Here is an 18,539-nt window from a genome sequence, read left to right on the forward strand (position 1 = left end):
GGTCCTGAGGGCTCGAAGCTTTTCGGGCACGACAAGAAGCGCCCGGCCTTTCGGCGTCGCGCTTGCACGGTAACGAACGGCCAGTGGCCCAAAACGAACGTTCAAAGTAACGAGCCACTGGCCGTTCGTCACGACATCGGCTTGCTTAGGGGGCCCGGAACACAGGCGGTACCTTTGGGGTCCGGCTGCCAGCGCATCGGTGCTGCCCTCTATTTGGCCCCAACCGTCCGGGCCCTCCTTTAGAGGGTTGCCATTCGGCTGGCGCCAGACAGCGCCGAAGTTTTCTACCCACGCAGGAGAGCGCCCTCTCCATCCGATCCTCCCCGCCCGACCCTGCGTCGGGGCCGCGTGTGTGACGGGAATGGGAGGGAGTATGGGGGCGGATTTTGGGACGGGGATTACTTTTCCCGGGGGTCCGTTGTTGCCTGTGAGGCTACAGGATCGAAGGCAAATCGACAGGACTGCTTTCGGACCCCATTCTCGCCGGTGGTGAAATCGACGATCCCGGGGAAACACCAGTCTCCGAATGCCCAAATCCCGGCAATTCGGCCTGTGGGCGGAGCCGCCCCTTGCCCCTGCCCCATTCCCACGCTACAGCACCGGCGACCCCGTTTTGGCCGAGGTGCCCATGACCACCGCTCGTCCCCTGCGCATAGCGCCCTCCATCCTGTCGGCCGATTTTTCGCGGCTTGGCGATGAGGTGAAGGCGATCGTGGAGGGGGGCGCGGACTATATTCATGTCGACGTGATGGACGGGCATTTCGTGCCCAATATCTCCTTCGGCGCGCCTGTCATGAAAGCCATCCGTGGCGTCACCGACAAGGTGTTCGACGTGCACCTGATGATCGCGCCGGCCGACCCGTATCTGGCCGACTTTGCCAAGGCTGGCGCCGATATCATTACCGTCCATTCCGAGGCTGGGCCGCACCTCCACCGCTCGCTGCAGGCGATCCGGGCGCTGGGCAAGAAGGCGGGCGTGGCGCTCAATCCGGCGACGCCGGTATCGGTGCTGGAGCACGTCATCGGCGACGTCGACCTGGTGCTGATCATGAGCGTCAATCCAGGCTTTGGCGGGCAGAGTTTTATTCCCGGCAGCATCGAGAAGATTCGCCAGGCCAAGGCGCTAATCGGCTCGCGGGACATCGATCTTGAAGTCGATGGCGGGGTCACTGCCGACAATGCCCGCGAGATCGTCGCGGCCGGCGCCAATGTGCTGGTGGCCGGCTCGTCGGTCTATGCGGGCAATGACCCGAAGACCTATGCCGGACGGATCAAGGCCATCCGCGAGGCAGCGACGGGGATGGTGGTTTAGGGGCGTATGCTGGTGCGAAGGCACCCCCACCCGGCCTCCCCCTGAAACAGGGGGAGGAGCAGGTCCGGCGGCTCTTTGATGGAACGAGGACAAACTCGATCCAGTCCCTCCCCCTTCTTCAGGAGGAGGTTAGGTGGGGGTCGGCAGGCCAACGGTCGCCCCTGAATCAAACTCTGACTTACCAAGGCTAAGCCCATGATTCCGCGCTATTCCCGTCCTGAAATGGTTGCCAACTGGTCGGCCGAGAGCCGGTTCGCCATCTGGTTCGAAATCGAGGCCCATGCCACCAGCAAGCTGGCCGAACTGGGCGTCGTGCCCAAGGAAAGCGCCGACAAGATCTGGGCCGTGATGAATGCCCGCAAGGCCGAGCGCGGCGACTATGGCTTCGACGTCGCCCGCATCGACGAGATCGAGCGCACCACCAAGCATGACGTCATCGCCTTCCTCACGCATCTTTCCGAGATCGTCGGCCCCGAAGCGCGCTTCGTGCACCAGGGCATGACCTCGTCGGACATTCTCGACACCACGCTGTCGGTGCAATTGAAGAACGCCGCCGATATCCTGCTGGCCGATATCGACGCTCTGCTGGCTGCACTCAAGAAGCGCGCCTATGAGCACAAGGACACGATCACCATCGGCCGCAGTCATGGCATCCATGCCGAGCCGACCACCTTTGGCGTCAAGCTGGCCGAAGCCTATGCCGAATTCAGCCGCAACCGGGCCCGCCTCGTCGCGGCGCGCGACGAGATTGCCACCGCGGCGATTTCGGGCGCCATAGGCACTTTCGCCAATATCGACCCGTTGGTGGAAGAATATGTCGCCGAAAAGCTGGGGCTCTCCATCGAGCCAGTTTCGACGCAGGTCATCCCGCGCGACCGCCACGCCATGTACTTTGCGACACTGGGCGTCATCGCCTCGTCCATCGAGCGCGTCGCGGTGGAAATCCGCCACCTGCAGCGCACCGAAGTGCTCGAAGCCGAGGAATTCTTCTCGCCCGGGCAGAAGGGCAGCTCGGCCATGCCGCACAAGCGCAACCCGGTGCTGACCGAAAACCTCACCGGCCTTGCCCGCCTCGTGCGCGGCATGGTGGTGCCGGCGTTGGAGAACGTGGCGCTCTGGCACGAGCGCGACATTTCGCACTCCTCGGTCGAACGCATGATCGGGCCGGACGCGACCATCACGCTGGACTTTGCGCTGGCGCGCCTGACCGGCGTCATCGACAAGCTGGTGGTCTATCCCGAGAACATGCGCAAGAATCTCGACCTGCTCGGGGGCCTGCACAATTCGCAGCGCGTGCTGCTGGCGTTGACCCAGGCCGGCTATAGCCGCGAGGACAGCTATGCCGCCGTGCAGCGCAATGCCATGAAGGTCTGGGAACACCGGGGGGATCGTGCGGGCCTCTTTGCGCAGAACCTCAAGGACGACCCGGAAGTGACTCTTGATGATGCGCAAATCGACGCCATGTTCGATGACGCCTATCATTTGAAGCATGTCGATACGATCTTTGCCCGCGTGTTCGCCGAATGAGGATCGCTGACGCCGACATCCTGATCCTGCCGGGGCTCGGCGGCTCCGGCGAGGGCCACTGGCAACTGCGCTGGGCCGAAAAAATGTCCACGGCCGCCATTGTCGAACAGGCCGAATGGGACGATCCCGACCCGGAAGACTGGACCGACACCCTGGTCAAGGCGGTCGAACTGGCCGAACGGCCGGTCGTGCTGGTGGCCCATTCGCTGGCCTGCATCGCTTTGGTGCAGGCGGCGGCGCGCTTCCCTGAGGGCAAGGTGCGGGGTGCCTTTCTTGTCTCGCCACCAGACATCGAGAGCAACAAGGACGTGCCCGAAGAAGCCCGCGCCTTTGGCACCGTGCCGCGCGATCCCCTGCCCTTTCCCTCGCTGCTGGTGATCTCCGACAGCGACCCGTTCTGTTCGCTCGAATGCGCGGCCGACTATGCCGGCGCCTGGGGCTCGGATTTCCACCAGGCCGGCAATGCCGGGCATATCAATGTCCATTCCGGGCACGGCCCCTGGCCCGAAGGGCTGCTGATGTTCACGCGGCTGATGCAGCGACTCTAATGGACGATTATCACCTCGCCGCCGGAGTCCCCGGCATCGACGACTATCTCCGCCTGCGCGTCGCCTCGGGCCTCAGCCCCAAAACGCGTGAGCAGGCCGAAATCGGCCTGCCTAACAGCTGGTTCGGCGTGACCGTGATGCATGGTGAAACAGCCATTGGCATGGGCCGGATCATCGGCGACGGCGGAACCGCCTTCCAGATCGTCGACATTGCGCTTGAACCTGCCCACCAGGGCAAGGGCCTCGGCAAAGCCATCATGGCGGCGCTGATGGATCAGCTCAACGCCAGCGCCCCCGAAGGCGCCTATGTCAGCCTGATCGCGGACGGCGATGCTAAACATCTCTACGCAAAATACGGCTTTGAGCCGGTCATGCCCGTCTCGATTGGCATGGCGATGCGGGTGCGCCGATAGAAAAGGGCCGGCACAAGGCCGGCCCTCTTGAGAAATCGCTGACTGAACTCAGTCCTCAGCGGCAATCTGCTCGCTGGCCACGGCGATGAGGCTCAGCATCTTCTCGCGGACCGCTTCGTCGGAAACGGCCACGCCCTTGGCCTTGAGGTCGCCCGAAACCTTGCGGAAGACGTCTTCATCGCCGGCTTCCTGGAAGTCGGAAGCCACGACTTCAGTGGCATAGTCCTTGGCAGCTTCGCCATCGAGGCCAAGCAGTTCGGCGGCCCACAGACCCAGCAGCTTGTTGCGGCGCGCTTCGGCCCTGAACTTCTTTTCCGCATCGAATGCGAACTTGGCTTCCTGGCCCTTCTTGCGTTCGTCGAACCCGCTCATGGTCACTCCCAATTGGCTGTCTGGCCGAGCTTTCGGCTTTCGCCAGAGGACATAGGCGGTTCGCCGCTGCAAATCAACGGCACGTGCGTGCCTGCGACGGCATGCCCCGCAGGGGAAGGGGGACGAAAGCCCTTGCTTTTCTGTCCCGTTCTGGCGCATGAAGCGGCCAATCCTTCCACCCCTTCGCAAGGCCCGGATTCGCCATGAACCGTCGACGCAAAATCTATGAAGGCAAGGCCAAGATCCTGTTCGAGGGTCCCGAGCCGGGCACGCTGGTGCAGTACTTCAAGGACGATGCTACCGCCGGCAACGGCGCCAAGCACGAAGTGATCGACGGCAAGGGCGTGCTGAACAACCGGATTTCCGAGTTCATCTTCACCAAGCTCAACGACCTGGGCATCCCGACCCATTTCATCCGTCGCGTCAACATGCGCGAGCAGCTGATCAAGGAAGTCGAGATCGTCCCGCTCGAAGTGATCGTGCGCAACGTGGCGGCCGGTTCGCTGGTCAAGCGCCTCGGCCTCGAGCCAGGCACGCGCCTGCCCCGCTCGATCATCGAGTTCTGCTACAAGGACGACGCACTGGGCGACCCGATGGTGTCCGAAGAGCACATCACCGCCTTCGGCTGGGCTACGCCAGCCGAACTCGACGACATCATGAGCCTCGCCGTCCGCATCAACGACTTCCTCACCGGCCTCTTCATGGGTGTCGGCATCCAGCTGGTGGACTTCAAGATCGAATGCGGCCGCCTCTATGAAGGCGATCTGATGCGCATCGTGCTGGCCGACGAGATCAGCCCGGACAATTGCCGCCTGTGGGACATCAAGACCCGCAACAAGATGGACAAGGATCGTTTCCGCGAGGGCCTCGGCGGCCTCGTCGAAAACTACCGCGAGGTCGCCCAGCGCCTCGGCATCCTCGTCGAAAACGACAATGCGCTGACCACTGGTCCGCGTCTCGTCCAGTAATTTCAGGGAAAGCTGCTATGAAAGCGCGCGTCATCGTCACGCTCAAGAACGGCGTTCTCGACCCCCAGGGGCAGGCCATCGAAGGTTCGCTGGCCAGCCTCGGCTTCTCCGGTGTTGCCGGCGTGCGACAGGGAAAGGTATTCGATTTCGAAGTGGCTGGAACCGATGCGGAAGCTGCACGTTCCCAGATCAATGCGATGTGCGAGAAGCTCCTCGCCAACACCGTGATCGAAAACTACTCCGTCGAAATCTCAAATTAACGCCTTCGGGCTATAACTCTTTTCGCGCCAAATCCTGGCGCAGGACCATATGACTATGCGCAAGACCCAGATCGCTCTTTCCGTCATGTTCTTCGCCTCGATGGGCCTGCTTTTCGCGGCTTACGCATCGGTTCCGGTCTGATCGACCTTAGCCAAATCCTTACCATTCAGCGCTTTCCCTGAAGGCTGGCTCTCGTATTTGAGGGTCCGCTAAGGACTGTGCGCCTATGCTCTCCGCCTAACACGCGGAGGCTTGGAAATGGCTTTGGACCGGACACGGCTGGATTGGGTGGACATGGCGAAAGGCCTGTCCATCTTTCTCGTCGTCACCATGTATTGCGCTGCCAGCGTTGGCGAAGACACTGGCCAGACCGGCTTGCTGCATTGGACGATTGCTTTCGCCATGCCGTTCCGCATGCCGGAGTTCTTCCTCCTGTCCGGCCTGTTTCTCAATCAGGTCATCGATCGCCCCTGGAAGGCCTATGCTGACCGGAGGGTGATCCACTACGCTTATTTCTACGTGCTCTGGGCGGTCATCCACATTGTCTTCAAGGAAGCGCTGATTGCCCGCGATTTTGGCGGAGCAGCTAGCTCGCTGGCCTGGGCCATCGTAGAACCCTATGGCGTCCTCTGGTTCATCTACATGCTGGCCATCTTCGGTCTCGCCAGCAAATTCCTTCATGACATCAAGGCGCCGAGCTGGGCCGTTCTGGCGGTTTCGGCGGTGCTGCAGATGGCCAGCATCCACACCGGCAGCTACCTCATCGACCAGTTCGCGGAGTACTTCGTTTATTTCTATGCCGGCGCCATCTTCGCCCCGCAGCTGTTTCGGCTCGCGGCCTGGTCGGCTGACCGGGTGGCTCCGGCACTGGCGGTGTTGGCCGCCTGGGCCGTGATCAATGCCGCCATGGTCTTCTCGCCGGGCTTCCGCATGGATCCGGTCCACATCCAGATGGGTTGGGGCGCCCTGCCCGGCCTGCACCTACTCCTCGCCCTCGCGGGTTCTGCCGCGATTTGCATGATCGCCGCTCTCTTTACGCGCCTTCCCTTCATGGACTGGCTGCGTTGGATGGGGTCGAAGTCACTTGTGATTTACGTGGCTTTTGTCCTGCCCATGGGCGTAGCACGCACGATCCTGCTCAGGCTGGGCATCGATGAGCCCAATCTCCTCAGCCTCCTGACCATGGCCGTCGCCATCACGGCGCCGCTGGTCCTGTGGTGGTGCGTCCAGAAATTGGGATTTGGAAAGTTTCTCTTCGAGCGCCCCTCCTGGGCGCATCTCCCGGGCACAAGGAAGCATACACCACCAATGGCCGCCCCCGCTGAATGATAGAAGGGCCAGTCAACCGACTGGCCCTTCTCTACTGGCGGCCTGGCCCGATCAATCGGGAAGGCGGAATATCATGGGCACGATCGGCCGGACGCGGGGTAGCTTGACCGACGGCTGGCGGGGCTTCATGTCGGTGACCAGATGAGGCTTGCCATCAAGTCCTCGAACCGTCAGTGGCTTGTCGCCGGTGGGCGTCTGCTGCTGCATGGTCTCCTCCCTTTCAGATTGCTGTAATCGCAACGGCGCGCTGGCGGTCACAGTTCCAACTTTACGCCACATTAGAGGGGCAATTCGCACGCATGAAAACGCAGGGCCTTGCCTTTTCGAGCAAGACTCACCACAAGGGCCTCGCGCATCCCTGACAGACAGAAGGATTGACCGATGAAGGCCGCCGTCATCGTGTTTCCGGGCCTCAATCGTGACCGCGATATGATCGCGGCACTGACCAAGATCGGGGGCGCCAAACCGGCCGTCGTCTGGCACCAGGATGCCGACATTCCCGACTCGGATCTCATCGTCATTCCCGGGGGCTTCTCCTACGGCGACTACCTGCGTTGCGGCGCCATCGCCGCCCGCTCGCCCATAATGGACAAGGTCCGGGAACGCGCCGCCAGGGGCGTCAAAGTGCTCGGCGTCTGCAACGGCTTCCAGATCCTCATCGAAGCGGGCCTGCTCCCTGGCGCATTGATGCGCAATACCTCGCTGAAATTCGTGTGCCGCGAAGTCAAGCTCGAGGTCGTCAACGCCGAGACGGACTTCACCCGTGGCTATGCCAAGGGGCAGATTATCCGCAGCCCCGTCGCCCACCATGACGGCAACTACTTTGCCGATGCCGAAACACTCAAGCGCATAGAAGGCGAAGGCCGGGTGGCGTTCCGCTATGCCGAGGGTACCAACCCCAATGGCTCGCTCAACGACATTGCCGGCGTGTTCAACGAGGGCAAGAACGTTCTGGGCCTGATGCCGCACCCGGAAAACCTCATCGAGGCCGCCCACGGCGGGGAAGACGGACGCGCCCTCTTCGCCACGGCCCTCCAGCAAGTCGCCTAATCGGACCAGATCACTGATGACTCTTCGCAACGAACCCGCCATCACCCCCGATCTGGTCGCCAGCCACGGCCTCAAGCCTGACGAATATCAGAAGATCCTCGACCTGATCGGCCGCGAGCCGACCTATACGGAACTGGGCATCTTTTCGGCGATGTGGAACGAGCATTGCTCGTACAAAAGCTCGAAGAAGTGGCTGCGCACGTTGCCCACCAAGGGTCCGCGCGTCATCCAGGGCCCGGGTGAAAATGCCGGCGTCGTCGACATCGGCGATGGCCAGGCGATTGTCTTCAAGATGGAGTCGCACAACCACCCATCCTATATCGAGCCCTATCAGGGTGCGGCGACGGGTGTCGGCGGCATCCTGCGCGACGTGTTCACCATGGGCGCCCGTCCGGTTGCAGCCATGAACGCCTTGCGTTTTGGCGATCCGAGCCATGAAAAGACCCGCCATCTGGTTAACGGCGTCGTGGCCGGTGTTGGTGGCTACGGCAACTCCTTCGGCGTGCCGACGGTTGGCGGCGAGGTCGAATTCGACGCCCGCTACAACGGCAATAATCTGGTCAACGCCTTTGCGGCAGGCCTCGCGGACACCGACAAGATCTTCTACTCCAAGGCGGAAGGCGTCGGCCTGCCCGTCGTCTATCTCGGCGCCAAGACCGGCCGCGACGGCGTCGGCGGCGCGACCATGGCCTCTGCCGAATTCGGTGACGACATCGAGGAAAAGCGCCCGACCGTGCAGGTCGGCGACCCCTTCACCGAAAAGCGCCTGCTCGAAGCCTGCCTTGAGCTGATGGCCACCGGCGCCGTCATCGCCATCCAGGACATGGGTGCCGCGGGCCTCACCTGTTCTGCCGTGGAAATGGGTGCCAAGGGCGATCTCGGCATCGAGCTCGATCTCGACAAGGTGCCGGTGCGCGAAACCCACATGACCGCCTATGAGATGATGCTCAGCGAAAGCCAGGAGCGCATGCTCATGGTGCTGCATCCCGACAAGGAAGCGGTTGCCCGCAAGGTCTTCGAAAAGTGGGAGCTCGACTTCGCCACGGTCGGCCACACCACCGACGACCTGCGTTTCCGCGTGCTCTGGCAGGGCCAGGAAGTCGCCAATCTGCCGATCAAGGAACTGGGCGACGAAGCCCCCGAATATGACCGCCCCTGGACCGAACCCAAGGCTCCCGCCGCTCTGGTCAAGTCCGACGTGCCGCAGAAGGATGTGGCCGAGGCGCTGATGGCGCTGGTCGGCGGGCATCAGTGCTCGTCGCGTCGCTGGGTCTATGAGCAGTACGATACGCTGATCCAGGGCAATACCATGCAGCGCCCCGGCGGCGATGCCGGCGTTATCCGCGTCGAGGGTCATGAGACCAAGGGGCTGGCCTTCACTTCCGACGTCAATCCGCGCTATTGCGAAGCCAATCCCTATGAGGGCGGCAAGCAGGCCGTGGCCGAAGCCTGGCGCAACCTGACCGCTGTTGGAGCCGAGCCGCTGGCCGCCACCGACAACCTCAACTTCGGCAATCCAGAACGTCCTGAAATCATGGGGCAGTTCGTCAAGGCCGTGGAAGGCATCGGCGACGCCTGCCGCGCGCTGGATTTCCCGATCGTCTCGGGCAATGTCAGCCTCTACAACGAAACCAATGGCCGTGGCATCCTGCCGACACCGACCATTGGCGGCGTCGGCCTGCTGCCTGAATGGACCAGGAGCGTGGGTATCGGCTTTGTCGCCGAGAACCAGCCTATCCTGCTCATTGGCGGACCCGCCGAGCGCGGTACGCATCTCGGCCAGTCCATCTACCTGCGCGACCTCTTTGGCCGCCGTGATGGCGATGCCCCGCATGTGGACCTTGCCGCCGAGCGCAAGACCGGCGACTTCGTGCGCAAGCTCATCCGTTCGGGTGTCGTCAGCGCCTGCCACGACCTCAGCGATGGCGGCCTCGGGGTCGGCCTGGCCGAAATGGCCATGGCCGGTGACATCGGCGCCACCGTCACCGACGTCGAAGGCAATGACCCGATCCTGACCTTCTTCGGTGAAGACCAGGGCCGCTATCTCGTGACGCTCAACCTCGACCCGCAGGGCGACGAGATCGCCGCCCTCTGGAAAGAGGCCGAGGCGCTGGGCATTTTTGCCCCATGGATCGGCACGACCGGCGGCACGACCCTGACCCTGGGTACCGCGACCCCCGTGTCCGTTGCGGCTCTCAAGGTTGCCCATGAACGCTGGTTCCCCAGCTATATGAACGGCTAGTCTGGCATTTCGACGCCACTGCCATATGATTGCCGTTCTTTGAGCCGCCTTGCTGCTCGAAGAACGGCATTTTCACAGGAGCAGATGATGAAGCAAACCCTGGTCGCAGTACTGGCCGGCCTGAGCCTTGTCGTCAGCCCGACCATGGCCTCGGCCCAAAGCGTCAACCTGACCCGCTCCATCCTGCCCGACAGCCCATACACGCTGATCTTTCCGGCTCCGATGGCCGTGACCAGCAGTGGTGTCGAGCCGGTCAGCGCTTCGATCAGCCACCCCGAAGCGCCGTTGCAGTGCGACATGCGCGTGGTGCCCGTCGAGGATACGAGCTGGACGGCGGACAGTGCAGTCGGTGCCCTGGATGACGCTGCTGTCGCCGCCTCCTGGGCCGAAGTCATGCCGGGCTTCGCCCTCAGCGCCAAGGGCACCACGCCCTATCAGGACGCGACCGCTCTCATCTATGAAGGCAGCAGCCCGGAATCGAGCATGGGCATGCCGCTGACGCTGGTGCATACCGAAGCGGTCACCAACGGTCGCGGCTACACGCTCGACTGCTACTACGCCACCGAACAGGCAGAAAATGCCCGCCCGCTGGTGGACTTCATCATTGCCAACTTCGCGACACGATCGGATGCGGATTGCTGCATCGGTGCCGAAGTGGCCACCGAAGAAGAGACCGCGCCTGCCCAATAGGGCCGGTTGAAGCGGCCTCATCCACGTGCCATATCAAGGAGATCGCCCGGGCGCCGTCCGGGCGGCAGTTGAGATAATCGGGAGACAAGACATGGCCATGGACGCAAGCGAGATCGAGCGCCGCATCAAGGCCGCCCTGCCCGATGCCGAAATCGAGATTCGTGATCTGGCCGGCGACGGCGACCATTGGGCCGCCTCGGTAAAATCCGAACAGTTCCGCGGCAAGACGCGCGTGCAGCAGCACAAGCTGGTCTATGACAGCCTGCAGGGTGACATGGGCGGCGCCCTGCACGCACTCGCTCTCCAGACCAGCGTTCCGGACTGAAGGCATGTCGGGTCTCCGAGACTCGCTCGACCTGATCCGCATGGTGCGGCCCGAGGCCGGCACAGCTGCCATTGAACATGAAATTCTGGCCGAGCAGGCCAATTCGCTCGGCGCTGCGGAACGTCGCGTCATCAAGTCGCTCGCGGAACTGAAAACAGGCGCCAATCGTCCACATTGGCTCGCCGAGGCCCAGCAGGCTGTCTGGTCCTATTTTGTCCAGCGCGACCTGCTCGGTTTCCGCGGGCATGCCGACGTTATCCGCGACCTCGGGATTCCACAGGACGTGTTGAACGGACTGGGGGCCTCGCCCGCAAAGCGCCCATGACACGAGCAATTGTCTTCGACGTCGACGGCGTCCTTGTCCACGGCTATCACGCGCGCCCCGAGCGGCAACGGCGCTGGGACGAAAACCTGCTGGCGGACCTGGGTGTCGATCCCGACCGCTTCCGCGAGGAATTCATCTTCGACATCTTCATCACACGCGTCGTCACTGGAAAGACGTCGCTGATCGAAGCGCTGGACAGGCGGCTGCCGGGCTTGGGCTATCGTGGGTCCAGCATGGCCTTTGCCCATTATTGGCTGGCCAATGACAGCCACCTCAACACCGAACTTATTGAGGCCCTCCGCCGTCTGAAATTACGTGACGATGTACGCCTCTTCATTGCCACCAATCAGGATCACATGCGGGCACAATGGCTGTGGCAGACACTGGGGCTGGGCGAGATATTCGAGGACATCTTCTATTCGGCCCGCATCGGCATGACCAAGGCGCACAAGGGCTTCTTTGCCTTTGCCGAAGAGCGCATGGGCACATTCGACGGCAAGCCGCTCTTCTTCGATGATACGGCCAAGGTCATTGATGTGGCGCACAAGGCCGGTTGGGAAGCTGTGCTATTCGACACCAACCTGCAGTTCTTCGACCACCCCTGGATCGCGTCCCGTCTCGCCTGACGCGAAGGTCCGGCGCTATGGTCGCTCGCGAGCAGGCCTGCGACGCCGGCACGTTCACCGCCACCGGTGCAGAGCCACACAGTAATCCATCGCAACCTGACGATGCTGGCCTCGACAGCGCCCATTTCCTGTCTTATCTAAAGGCAAATTCAAGCCGGCCCTTGAACCCGGACTTATTGAAAGGCTCCTCCCATGACCGATATCAACGCCTTCATCGACGACAAGGTGAAGAACAACGACGTGTTCCTCTTCATGAAGGGCTCGCCGGATTTCCCGCAGTGTGGCTTTTCCGGCCAGGTCGTTCAGATCCTGAACTATCTCGGCGTCGACTATTCCAGCGCCAATGTTCTCGAAAGCGAAGAACTGCGCGATGGCATCAAGGCCTATACCAACTGGCCGACCATTCCCCAGCTCTACGTGAAGGGCGAATTCATCGGCGGCGCTGACATCGTGCGCGAAATGTTCCAGTCCGGCGAACTCAAGACCCATTTCGAGCAGGCTGGCGTGGCGGTCAAGCAGAGCGCCTGAGCGTCTCGCGCGTGAATCAGTTTTGGAAGGCCCAGTCTCAACCGACTGGGCCTTCTCCTTTTTTCGCAGTTGCTTTTACCAAGCACGGAAATCCCCGCGAAAGCCGGAATCTCCGTTGGCGGTGTCGCATAGGGAACAGGGGTTCCCGCTTTCGCGGGAATGACGCGGTGGTGGTGGTGCTTTGCCCATCACCAATTCTGATCAGCCTCATCACCTATTATCGCTTTGCGTGATGGTGAGCCGGGCGTAGATTGCGGGCACGTCCCGCTGAGACTCTGCCATGACCATTGCCGTTGCTGCTCCCGCCCGCCGCGCTGTTCCCCTGCTGGCCCTGATCATTGCGGGTTGCCTCATAGCGGCCATCGGCAACGGCGTGCGAACCAGCTTCGGCCTTTTTACGTTGCCCATGTCAGCCGACCTGGGCCTGACGCGCGAAGGCTGGGGCATGGCCATGGCGATCCAGAACCTGGTTTGGGGCATCGCCCAGCCCTTCGCCGGCGCCTATGCCGACCGCGTCGGCACCGGCCGGACCATCGCTATCGGTGCGGCAATCTATGCTTTGGGCGTGCTCGGCATGGCCTTCTCGCCCTCGGCCAGCATGCTCGCCGTCACCGCCGGCATTGTCACCGGCGTCGGCATCGCGATCTCGTCCTTTTCGGTGGTAATGGTCGCTTTCGGACGCTCGGTCCCGGCCGAGAAGCGTTCGCTGATCTTCGGCGTGGCCACCGCCGCCTCATCCTTCGGCCAGTTCGCCTTTGCGCCAATCAGCCAGGGCTTCATCAATGCCTTTGGCTGGCAGCAGGCGCTGGTCTATCTCGGCATGGCCCTGTTGCTGATCATTCCGCTGAGCTATGCGCTGCGCGGAAAGGCCGAGGCGCCCGCCGGGGAAGCCCACATGCCCTTCGGCAAGGCCCTGCGTCGCGCCTGGAACTTTGGCTCCTATAGGCTGCTGGTTATTGGTTTCTTCGTATGCGGCTTCCACATCGCATTCATCAACGTTCACTTGCCGGCCTACCTGGTCCTCTGCGGCCTGACGCCAGAAGTCGGTGCCTGGACCATTGCCGTTATCGGCCTCTTCAATATCATCGGGTCACTCTCAGCCGGTTATCTCGGTGGCAAGTTGCCCAAGCAGATGCTGCTGGCCTCGATCTACTTCCTGCGCACGGTGGCCATCGGCCTCTTTCTCATTATCCCGGTGACCGAGGTCAGCGCCTACGCCTTCGGCGCTGCCATGGGCTTGCTCTGGCTCTCTACCGTCCCGCCCACGGCGGGTCTTGTCAGCACCTTTTTTGGTCCGCGCTATATGGGCATGCTCTATGGCGTGGCCTTCTTCAGCCATCAGGTCGGCTCGTTCATGGGCATCTGGCTAGGCGGCGTCGCGTTCGACCAGACCGGCTCCTACAGCCTGGTCTGGTATCTTGGCATCATCCTGGGTCTCGCCTCCGCAGCCCTGCATATCCCGATCAATGAGCGCCGCGACGATGGCTTCGTCCTGAAGCCGGCGGAATAAGACTTTCCCGCTTCCATCGGCTTTTGCCGATTGAAGGGTTGCCAAAGTCGCCCAACAGGTTCATGGTCCGGCCACTTCCTTCGGCCGGGCCTCCCTCGGCCTCGACGAGTTTCAATCATGTCAGATCATTACACGCGGGTTCTCTCGCGCCCTGAATTCATTGCCCTCATGGCCGCATTGATGGCCCTCAACGCCCTGGCCATCGACGTCATGCTCCCGGCCCTGCCCTATATGGGCGAAGCCCTTGGCATCAGTCATGAAAACGAGCGTCAGTTCGTCATTTCCGCCTACATGATCGGCATGGGCGTCGCCCAGCTGGCCTTTGGTCCGCTGACCGACCGGTTCGGCCGACGCGGGCCGCTGCTGGTCGGCATTGCCATCTATATCGTGGCGGTGATCGCCGCCGCCTTCGCCCCGAGTTTCGCCATGCTCCTCGTGCTGCGGACCATTCAGGGCATGGGTGCCGCCAGCGTGCGTGTCATCACCACCGCCGTGGTGCGTGACCGGTATTCCGGCCGCGAAATGGCCGAGGTCATGTCGCTGGTCTTCATGGTGTTCATGGCCATCCCGGTCATCGCGCCGAGCATCGGCCAGGTTCTGCTGCTGACTGGTCCCTGGCAGACCATTTTCATCTTCATGGGCGCGCTGGCTCTGGCCTTCTGGGCATGGACCTTCTTCCGCCTGCCCGAGACGCTGCCGCTCGACAAGCGCCGGCCGCTGAGCATTTCCGGTGTGGTGGACGGCTTCCGCATCGTCTTCACCAACCGCGTCGCCATTTCCTATGGCCTCGCCGGCACGTTCCTCTTCGGTGCGCTCTTCGGCTTCATCAGCTCCAGCCAGCAGATCTATGTCGACATCTATGGGCTCGGCGTCTATTTCCCGGTCGCTTTCGCGGCCATGGCGGGTCTGATGGCCATCTCGTCCTTCACCAATTCGCGGGTGGTGCGGCGGCTGGGCATGCGGCGCCTGTCGCATGGCGCAATGCTGAGCTTCACCGGCTTTGCCGGCATCTGGCTGGCCTTTGCCCTTTCAGGCTTCCTGCCGCTCTGGCTGTTCTTCGGCCTGCTCTGCATCATCATGTTCTCCTTCGGCTGGTGTGCCTCGAACATGAACTCACTCTCGATGGAACCGCTGGGCGCGGTGGCCGGCACGGCCGCGTCAGTCTTCGGCTTTATCCAGACGGTTGGCGGTGCGCTGATCGGCGGCTATATCGGCCAGCTGTTCGATGGCACCACCATTCCCGCCGCCGCAGGATACTTCTCCATGGGCATCCTGGCCCTGATCTGCATTCTCGTTGCCGAAAAGGGCCGTCTCTTCGGCGTGGGCGAGCAGTATGCCGAGGGTCACGACGCGCCCGTCATGGACGCCCACTAACCCCTAAACTGCCGCCGGTCCTGGCAATTCCAGCTGGGACCGGTCGCTATAGATGTGGTCCACCAGGCCCCAGGCCCTGGCGTCCTCCGGCGCCATATAGCGGTCGCGCTCCAGCGCCGCTTCGACCTCCTCATAAGTCCGGCCGCAATGTCTGGCGTAGATCTCGTTGGTGCGCCGCTTGAGCCGCAGGCTCTCCTCGGCATGGATCATGATGTCGGTCACCTGCCCCTGATAACCACCCGAGGGCTGGTGCAACATGATGGAAACATTGGGCAAACTGGCGCGCATGCCCGGCGCGCCGGCGGCCAGGATCAGCGTCGCAGCCGAGGCGGCCATGCCCATGCAAAGGGTACCCACCGGGGCGCGGATGAACTGCATCGTGTCATACATGGCCAGCGCCGAGGTCACCACACCGCCCGGCGAATTGATGTACAAGTATATGGGTTTCTTGGGATTTTCGGCTTCGAGGAACAACAGCTGGGCGCTGACCAGCGAGGCCATGTTGTCCTCGATCTGGCCATTGAGGAAAATGATCCGCTCGCGGAGCAGTCGCGAGTAAATGTCGAAGGCGCGTTCGCCCCGGCTTGAATTCTCGATGACCATAGGGACGAGATTCATCATATCGCGCATCGGCGATCTCCTTATGATTTCAATGGTTTGGACGACGGATGCGGACTAGGCGGCCAGCATCATGGGTTCATTGGCGTTGGCTGCGGCCGGTACGATCACCGGCTGATGCGTCAGGCGGAACCCGGTCTGGCCGTCGTCTTGCGGCGTCAGCTCGATGGTGACGAAGCTGATTTCGTCCCGCTCCCGCCAGCAATAAGTCAGCACATTGTTAGCATTGGCGGCCACCAATTCGACTTCAACGTCAGCGGGCTTGTCCAGCCAGCGGTCGCGATATTCGGGAATGGTCAGTGCCCGCCAGATTTTCTCGCTCGGCGCATCGAGGACGGTCTCGAACACCAGGTCATTGTCGGCGTCACTCATTGATCCATCTCCTTGAGCACGTCCCTGAGATTGTCGATGCGTTCTGGCCAGAAGGCGCGATAGCGCCCGAGCCATTCATGCAGTGGCGCGAAGCCATTGGGGTCGACCCGATAATGGGCAAACCGCCCCTCGCGGCGCTCGGTCACCAGCCCTGCCCCGCGCAGCACCGCCAGGTGCTGACTCATCGCCGGCTGGGTAATGGCAAAGCCTTCGCGCAGATCGGTCGCCGTCGCCTCGCCCGCCGACAGGCGTTCGAGAATGGCGCGGCGCGTCGGATCGGAAAGGACCTTGAAGATTTCAGTTTCGCTCATGTCAAACACATAAGCACGTACTTATGAGTCGTGACAAGGGGGTGCTTGCATGCGCCCTTGGGACGGATACGGTAGAGGCCTCTCTTGACGGATTCCCCGATGCCTCCTGTTACCGGCCGCACCTATCTCGCCATTCCCGGCCCTTCAGTCATTCCCGAACGCGTTCTCAATGCCATGCACCGGGTCTCGCCCAATATCTATCAGGGCGAGATCATCGACCTCACCTGGCGCGCCCTCGATGGGCTCAAGCAATTGGCGGGGACCAGACACCACGTGGCCATCTACATCGCCAACGGCCATGGCGGCTGGGAGGCGGCCATTACCAACATGTTCTCGCGCGGCGACAAGGCGCTGGGAATTGGCACGGGGCTTTTCGGCGTCAATTGGGCACGCACGGCCCAGCGGATGGGCGTCGAGGTGGAACTGCTCGACTTCGGCCGTTCTGCGGCCGACCCAAACCGCATTGAAGCAGCCTTGCGTGCCGATACCGGGCAGAAAATAAAGTGGGTGACCATGACCCATGTCGACACTGCCTCGAGCATCAGGAATGACGTGGCGGCGGTGCGGGCCGCCATCGACGCTGCGGGCCACAAGGCCATGCTCGCCGTCGACACCATTGCCTCGATGGGCTGCGATGAATTCCGCATGGACGACTGGGATGTCGACCTTGTGGTCGGGGCCAGCCAGAAAGGTCTGATGCTGCCGCCGGGCCTGGCTTTGCTGTGGTTGTCGGACAGGGCGCTGAAGGCAGCCGCAACAGCGGACCTCGCCACGCCCTATTGGAGCGCCGTGCCGCGCATCGACCCGACCGAATATTGGCTGCTGTTCGGCGGCACCCCGCCGACCCAGCATCTCTATGGGCTGGAAGAAGTGCTCAAGATGATCCTGGTCGAGGAGGGTCTTGAAGCCACCTGGACACGGCACCGCAAGCTCGCCCGCGCCATCTGGACGGCATTCGAAACCTGGGGCCAGAACGGCAGCGGCATCGGCCTCAACGTCAAGGACACCGGGTCACGCGGTCATTCCGTCACGGCGGCCACCATTCCCCATGGCGGCGCGGGAAAACTGCGAACGTGGCTCGAACAGGAGGCCGGGGTCACGCTTGGCATTGGCCTTGGCATGGCCATGTCGCACGAGCCCGAATATGGCGACTACCTGCGCATCGGCCATATGGGACATGTGAATGCCCATATGGTGATGGGCGTGCTCGGCACGATGGAGGCTGGCCTCTGCGCGCTGGGCATTCCGCATGGCGCGGGGGCTGTGGAGGCGGCGGCGCGGTCGCTCAGCGCGGCTTAGTGGCCGCGCCGTCGAGCCAGAGCATGTTGCTCTCGTCCCGGTGCACGCCCGACGTGCCGACATGCTTGCTGTCGATTTCCGGGCCCTTGCGGATCACATGGACCAGCGCCATGCCGTGGCCCTTGCCCAGGTCGTATTCGGCCTTCAGCCAGTCGAGGATGACGCCGGCCTTGAGCTTGGGATCGTCAAAACCCCTGGCTTTCGCCTCGTCGACGATCTGGCGCGGGGTCTTGCCGGTCTTGATTTCGACCGCATCGAGATAGGCCTGGAAAGACATGGTTTTCTCCGTGGTTACGCCGATGCGACGGACGGCGATGGCGGGATTCGACACATTGTTGTGGGGTCGGGGGGAAGTATGGATTGCCCGGTCAAGCCGGGCAACGACGGGGTGGAGGGTTCGGGTATCGCCGTAACCTTGAACACCTTGCTCATCGTCACTACCCGACTTGATCGGGCGGTCCGTGGATGGCCCGGCAAGTGAAAAGCCCTCGGGCAAGCCCGAGGTGACGACTGGTGGGAGAGATACCCCCACCCTTGAT

The 18,539-nt window shown here is 62.5% G+C and carries 23 protein-coding genes; 17 read left to right on the forward strand and 6 right to left on the reverse strand.

All coding sequences use genetic code 11. From position 1 onward, the window contains the following. Positions 1–628: 628 nt before the first annotated feature. The 4 genes from rpe (at position 629) to MQW79_RS04945 (ending at position 3,800) form a co-directional block, all read left to right on the forward strand. Positions 629–1,312 carry a ribulose-phosphate 3-epimerase gene (gene rpe, locus MQW79_RS04930; protein WP_476587173.1) on the forward strand — a complete coding sequence of 228 codons (684 nt, stop codon included), beginning with the start codon at positions 629–631 and terminating at the stop codon, positions 1,310–1,312. Between the two features lie 195 nt (positions 1,313–1,507). Next, a complete protein-coding gene (purB, locus tag MQW79_RS04935; RefSeq protein ID WP_476587174.1) occupies positions 1,508–2,839 on the forward strand; it encodes an adenylosuccinate lyase in 1,332 nt (443 codons plus the stop codon). Then, positions 2,836–3,387, forward strand: coding sequence for an RBBP9/YdeN family alpha/beta hydrolase (locus tag MQW79_RS04940; RefSeq protein WP_476587175.1), 552 nt, complete (start codon positions 2,836–2,838; stop codon positions 3,385–3,387). The genes purB and MQW79_RS04940 overlap by 4 nt, the downstream gene beginning before the upstream one ends. Beyond that, positions 3,387–3,800: a GNAT family N-acetyltransferase gene (locus MQW79_RS04945; RefSeq protein ID WP_476587176.1), complete on the forward strand. Its 414-nt coding sequence runs from the start codon at positions 3,387–3,389 to the stop codon at positions 3,798–3,800. The genes MQW79_RS04940 and MQW79_RS04945 overlap by 1 nt, the downstream gene beginning before the upstream one ends. A 48-nt stretch (positions 3,801–3,848) precedes the next feature. On the opposite strand, the gene MQW79_RS04950 is transcribed toward MQW79_RS04945, so the two are convergent. Next, a complete protein-coding gene (locus MQW79_RS04950; protein ID WP_476587177.1) occupies positions 3,849–4,172 on the reverse strand; it encodes a DUF1476 domain-containing protein in 324 nt (107 codons plus the stop codon). Positions 4,173–4,375: 203 nt separating this feature from the next. Here MQW79_RS04950 and purC point away from each other — a divergent pair, with 203 nt between their 5' ends. The 3 genes from purC to MQW79_RS04965 all read left to right on the forward strand — a co-directional run bounded on the left by purC (position 4,376) and on the right by MQW79_RS04965 (position 6,730). Next, the gene (gene purC, locus MQW79_RS04955; protein WP_198875191.1) at positions 4,376–5,140 is read left to right on the forward strand and encodes a phosphoribosylaminoimidazolesuccinocarboxamide synthase; all 765 of its coding nucleotides are present in this window, start codon (positions 4,376–4,378) and stop codon (positions 5,138–5,140) included. A 17-nt stretch (positions 5,141–5,157) separates the two neighbouring features. After that, positions 5,158–5,400 (forward strand): phosphoribosylformylglycinamidine synthase subunit PurS, encoded by a 243-nt coding sequence (gene purS / locus MQW79_RS04960; protein WP_476587178.1) that lies wholly within the window; start codon positions 5,158–5,160, stop codon positions 5,398–5,400. Between the two features lie 295 nt (positions 5,401–5,695). Continuing rightward, positions 5,696–6,730, forward strand: a complete 1,035-nt coding sequence (locus MQW79_RS04965; protein ID WP_476587180.1) for an acyltransferase family protein — start codon at positions 5,696–5,698, stop codon at positions 6,728–6,730. Positions 6,731–6,781: 51 nt separating this feature from the next. Here MQW79_RS04965 and MQW79_RS04970 read toward each other — a convergent pair whose 3' ends face one another. Further along, positions 6,782–6,937: a hypothetical protein gene (locus MQW79_RS04970; RefSeq protein WP_476587182.1), complete on the reverse strand. Its 156-nt coding sequence runs from the start codon at positions 6,935–6,937 to the stop codon at positions 6,782–6,784. 174 nt (positions 6,938–7,111) lie between these two features. Between MQW79_RS04970 and purQ the strand changes: the two genes are divergently transcribed. The 9 genes from purQ to MQW79_RS05015 all read left to right on the forward strand — a co-directional run bounded on the left by purQ (position 7,112) and on the right by MQW79_RS05015 (position 15,400). After that, positions 7,112–7,780 (forward strand): phosphoribosylformylglycinamidine synthase subunit PurQ, encoded by a 669-nt coding sequence (gene purQ / locus MQW79_RS04975; RefSeq protein ID WP_476587183.1) that lies wholly within the window; start codon positions 7,112–7,114, stop codon positions 7,778–7,780. Positions 7,781–7,796: 16 nt separating this feature from the next. Beyond that, complete coding sequence (gene purL / locus MQW79_RS04980; RefSeq protein ID WP_476587185.1) at positions 7,797–10,022, forward strand: phosphoribosylformylglycinamidine synthase subunit PurL; 2,226 nt, start codon at positions 7,797–7,799, stop codon at positions 10,020–10,022. Between the two features lie 87 nt (positions 10,023–10,109). Continuing rightward, entirely contained in the window at positions 10,110–10,712 is a 603-nt protein-coding gene (locus MQW79_RS04985) for a hypothetical protein (protein ID WP_476587186.1), read from the forward strand. A 91-nt stretch (positions 10,713–10,803) separates the two neighbouring features. Beyond that, the gene (locus tag MQW79_RS04990) at positions 10,804–11,037 is read left to right on the forward strand and encodes a BolA/IbaG family iron-sulfur metabolism protein (protein ID WP_183310211.1); all 234 of its coding nucleotides are present in this window, start codon (positions 10,804–10,806) and stop codon (positions 11,035–11,037) included. A 4-nt stretch (positions 11,038–11,041) separates the two neighbouring features. Beyond that, the gene (locus MQW79_RS04995; protein ID WP_476587187.1) at positions 11,042–11,362 is read left to right on the forward strand and encodes a DUF6665 family protein; all 321 of its coding nucleotides are present in this window, start codon (positions 11,042–11,044) and stop codon (positions 11,360–11,362) included. Next, a complete protein-coding gene (locus MQW79_RS05000) occupies positions 11,359–11,988 on the forward strand; it encodes an HAD family hydrolase (RefSeq protein WP_476587188.1) in 630 nt (209 codons plus the stop codon). The genes MQW79_RS04995 and MQW79_RS05000 overlap by 4 nt, the downstream gene beginning before the upstream one ends. 192 nt (positions 11,989–12,180) lie before the next feature. Then, on the forward strand, positions 12,181–12,516 hold the full coding sequence (grxD, locus tag MQW79_RS05005; RefSeq protein WP_476587189.1) for a Grx4 family monothiol glutaredoxin: 336 nt from the start codon (positions 12,181–12,183) through the stop codon (positions 12,514–12,516). A gap of 280 nt (positions 12,517–12,796) precedes the next feature. After that, entirely contained in the window at positions 12,797–14,026 is a 1,230-nt protein-coding gene (locus tag MQW79_RS05010; RefSeq protein WP_476587190.1) for an MFS transporter, read from the forward strand. 117 nt (positions 14,027–14,143) lie between these two features. Beyond that, a complete protein-coding gene (locus MQW79_RS05015; protein WP_476587191.1) occupies positions 14,144–15,400 on the forward strand; it encodes a multidrug effflux MFS transporter in 1,257 nt (418 codons plus the stop codon). 3 nt (positions 15,401–15,403) lie between these two features. On the opposite strand, the gene MQW79_RS05020 is transcribed toward MQW79_RS05015, so the two are convergent. From MQW79_RS05020 to MQW79_RS05030, 3 genes are read right to left on the reverse strand one after another with little or no spacing between them, the layout of a single operon-like run. Beyond that, on the reverse strand, positions 15,404–16,030 hold the full coding sequence (locus tag MQW79_RS05020) for an ATP-dependent Clp protease proteolytic subunit (protein WP_476587192.1): 627 nt from the start codon (positions 16,028–16,030) through the stop codon (positions 15,404–15,406). 45 nt (positions 16,031–16,075) lie between these two features. Continuing rightward, positions 16,076–16,390, reverse strand: coding sequence for an SRPBCC family protein (locus MQW79_RS05025; RefSeq protein WP_476587194.1), 315 nt, complete (start codon positions 16,388–16,390; stop codon positions 16,076–16,078). Continuing rightward, positions 16,387–16,701: an ArsR/SmtB family transcription factor gene (locus MQW79_RS05030; RefSeq protein ID WP_476587195.1), complete on the reverse strand. Its 315-nt coding sequence runs from the start codon at positions 16,699–16,701 to the stop codon at positions 16,387–16,389. The genes MQW79_RS05025 and MQW79_RS05030 overlap by 4 nt, the downstream gene beginning before the upstream one ends. Positions 16,702–16,800: 99 nt before the next feature. Here MQW79_RS05030 and MQW79_RS05035 point away from each other — a divergent pair, with 99 nt between their 5' ends. Beyond that, complete coding sequence (locus tag MQW79_RS05035) at positions 16,801–18,000, forward strand: pyridoxal-phosphate-dependent aminotransferase family protein (RefSeq protein ID WP_476587197.1); 1,200 nt, start codon at positions 16,801–16,803, stop codon at positions 17,998–18,000. On the opposite strand, the gene MQW79_RS05040 is transcribed toward MQW79_RS05035, so the two are convergent. After that, a complete protein-coding gene (locus MQW79_RS05040) occupies positions 17,987–18,277 on the reverse strand; it encodes a DUF4287 domain-containing protein (RefSeq protein ID WP_476587198.1) in 291 nt (96 codons plus the stop codon). The genes MQW79_RS05035 and MQW79_RS05040 overlap by 14 nt on opposite strands. Positions 18,278–18,539: the final 262 nt, after the last annotated feature.

It is taken from the genome of Devosia sp. Micro-HW1, assembly GCF_056341075.1.

Bases quoted from the DNA above. Each gene is read 5' to 3' on its own strand.
- rpe (WP_476587173.1), top strand. From the start codon at position 629: ATGACCACCGCTCGTCCCCTGCGCATAGCGCCCTCCATCCTGTCGGCC.
- purL (WP_476587185.1), top strand. From the start codon at position 7,797: ATGACTCTTCGCAACGAACCCGCCATCACCCCCGATCTGGTCGCCAGC.
- MQW79_RS04945 (WP_476587176.1), top strand. From the start codon at position 3,387: ATGGACGATTATCACCTCGCCGCCGGAGTCCCCGGCATCGACGACTAT.
- MQW79_RS05000 (WP_476587188.1), top strand. From the start codon at position 11,359: ATGACACGAGCAATTGTCTTCGACGTCGACGGCGTCCTTGTCCACGGC.
- MQW79_RS05030 (WP_476587195.1), bottom strand. From the start codon at position 16,701: ATGAGCGAAACTGAAATCTTCAAGGTCCTTTCCGATCCGACGCGCCGC.
- MQW79_RS04940 (WP_476587175.1), top strand. From the start codon at position 2,836: ATGAGGATCGCTGACGCCGACATCCTGATCCTGCCGGGGCTCGGCGGC.
- MQW79_RS05020 (WP_476587192.1), bottom strand. From the start codon at position 16,030: ATGCGCGATATGATGAATCTCGTCCCTATGGTCATCGAGAATTCAAGC.
- grxD (WP_476587189.1), top strand. From the start codon at position 12,181: ATGACCGATATCAACGCCTTCATCGACGACAAGGTGAAGAACAACGAC.
- purS (WP_476587178.1), top strand. From the start codon at position 5,158: ATGAAAGCGCGCGTCATCGTCACGCTCAAGAACGGCGTTCTCGACCCC.
- MQW79_RS05035 (WP_476587197.1), top strand. From the start codon at position 16,801: ATGCCTCCTGTTACCGGCCGCACCTATCTCGCCATTCCCGGCCCTTCA.
- purC (WP_198875191.1), top strand. From the start codon at position 4,376: ATGAACCGTCGACGCAAAATCTATGAAGGCAAGGCCAAGATCCTGTTC.
- MQW79_RS04950 (WP_476587177.1), bottom strand. From the start codon at position 4,172: ATGAGCGGGTTCGACGAACGCAAGAAGGGCCAGGAAGCCAAGTTCGCA.
- MQW79_RS05015 (WP_476587191.1), top strand. From the start codon at position 14,144: ATGTCAGATCATTACACGCGGGTTCTCTCGCGCCCTGAATTCATTGCC.
- MQW79_RS04990 (WP_183310211.1), top strand. From the start codon at position 10,804: ATGGCCATGGACGCAAGCGAGATCGAGCGCCGCATCAAGGCCGCCCTG.
- MQW79_RS05025 (WP_476587194.1), bottom strand. From the start codon at position 16,390: ATGAGTGACGCCGACAATGACCTGGTGTTCGAGACCGTCCTCGATGCG.
- MQW79_RS04965 (WP_476587180.1), top strand. From the start codon at position 5,696: ATGGCGAAAGGCCTGTCCATCTTTCTCGTCGTCACCATGTATTGCGCT.
- MQW79_RS04995 (WP_476587187.1), top strand. From the start codon at position 11,042: ATGTCGGGTCTCCGAGACTCGCTCGACCTGATCCGCATGGTGCGGCCC.
- MQW79_RS05010 (WP_476587190.1), top strand. From the start codon at position 12,797: ATGACCATTGCCGTTGCTGCTCCCGCCCGCCGCGCTGTTCCCCTGCTG.
- MQW79_RS04970 (WP_476587182.1), bottom strand. From the start codon at position 6,937: ATGCAGCAGCAGACGCCCACCGGCGACAAGCCACTGACGGTTCGAGGA.
- purB (WP_476587174.1), top strand. From the start codon at position 1,508: ATGATTCCGCGCTATTCCCGTCCTGAAATGGTTGCCAACTGGTCGGCC.
- MQW79_RS05040 (WP_476587198.1), bottom strand. From the start codon at position 18,277: ATGTCTTTCCAGGCCTATCTCGATGCGGTCGAAATCAAGACCGGCAAG.
- purQ (WP_476587183.1), top strand. From the start codon at position 7,112: ATGAAGGCCGCCGTCATCGTGTTTCCGGGCCTCAATCGTGACCGCGAT.
- MQW79_RS04985 (WP_476587186.1), top strand. From the start codon at position 10,110: ATGAAGCAAACCCTGGTCGCAGTACTGGCCGGCCTGAGCCTTGTCGTC.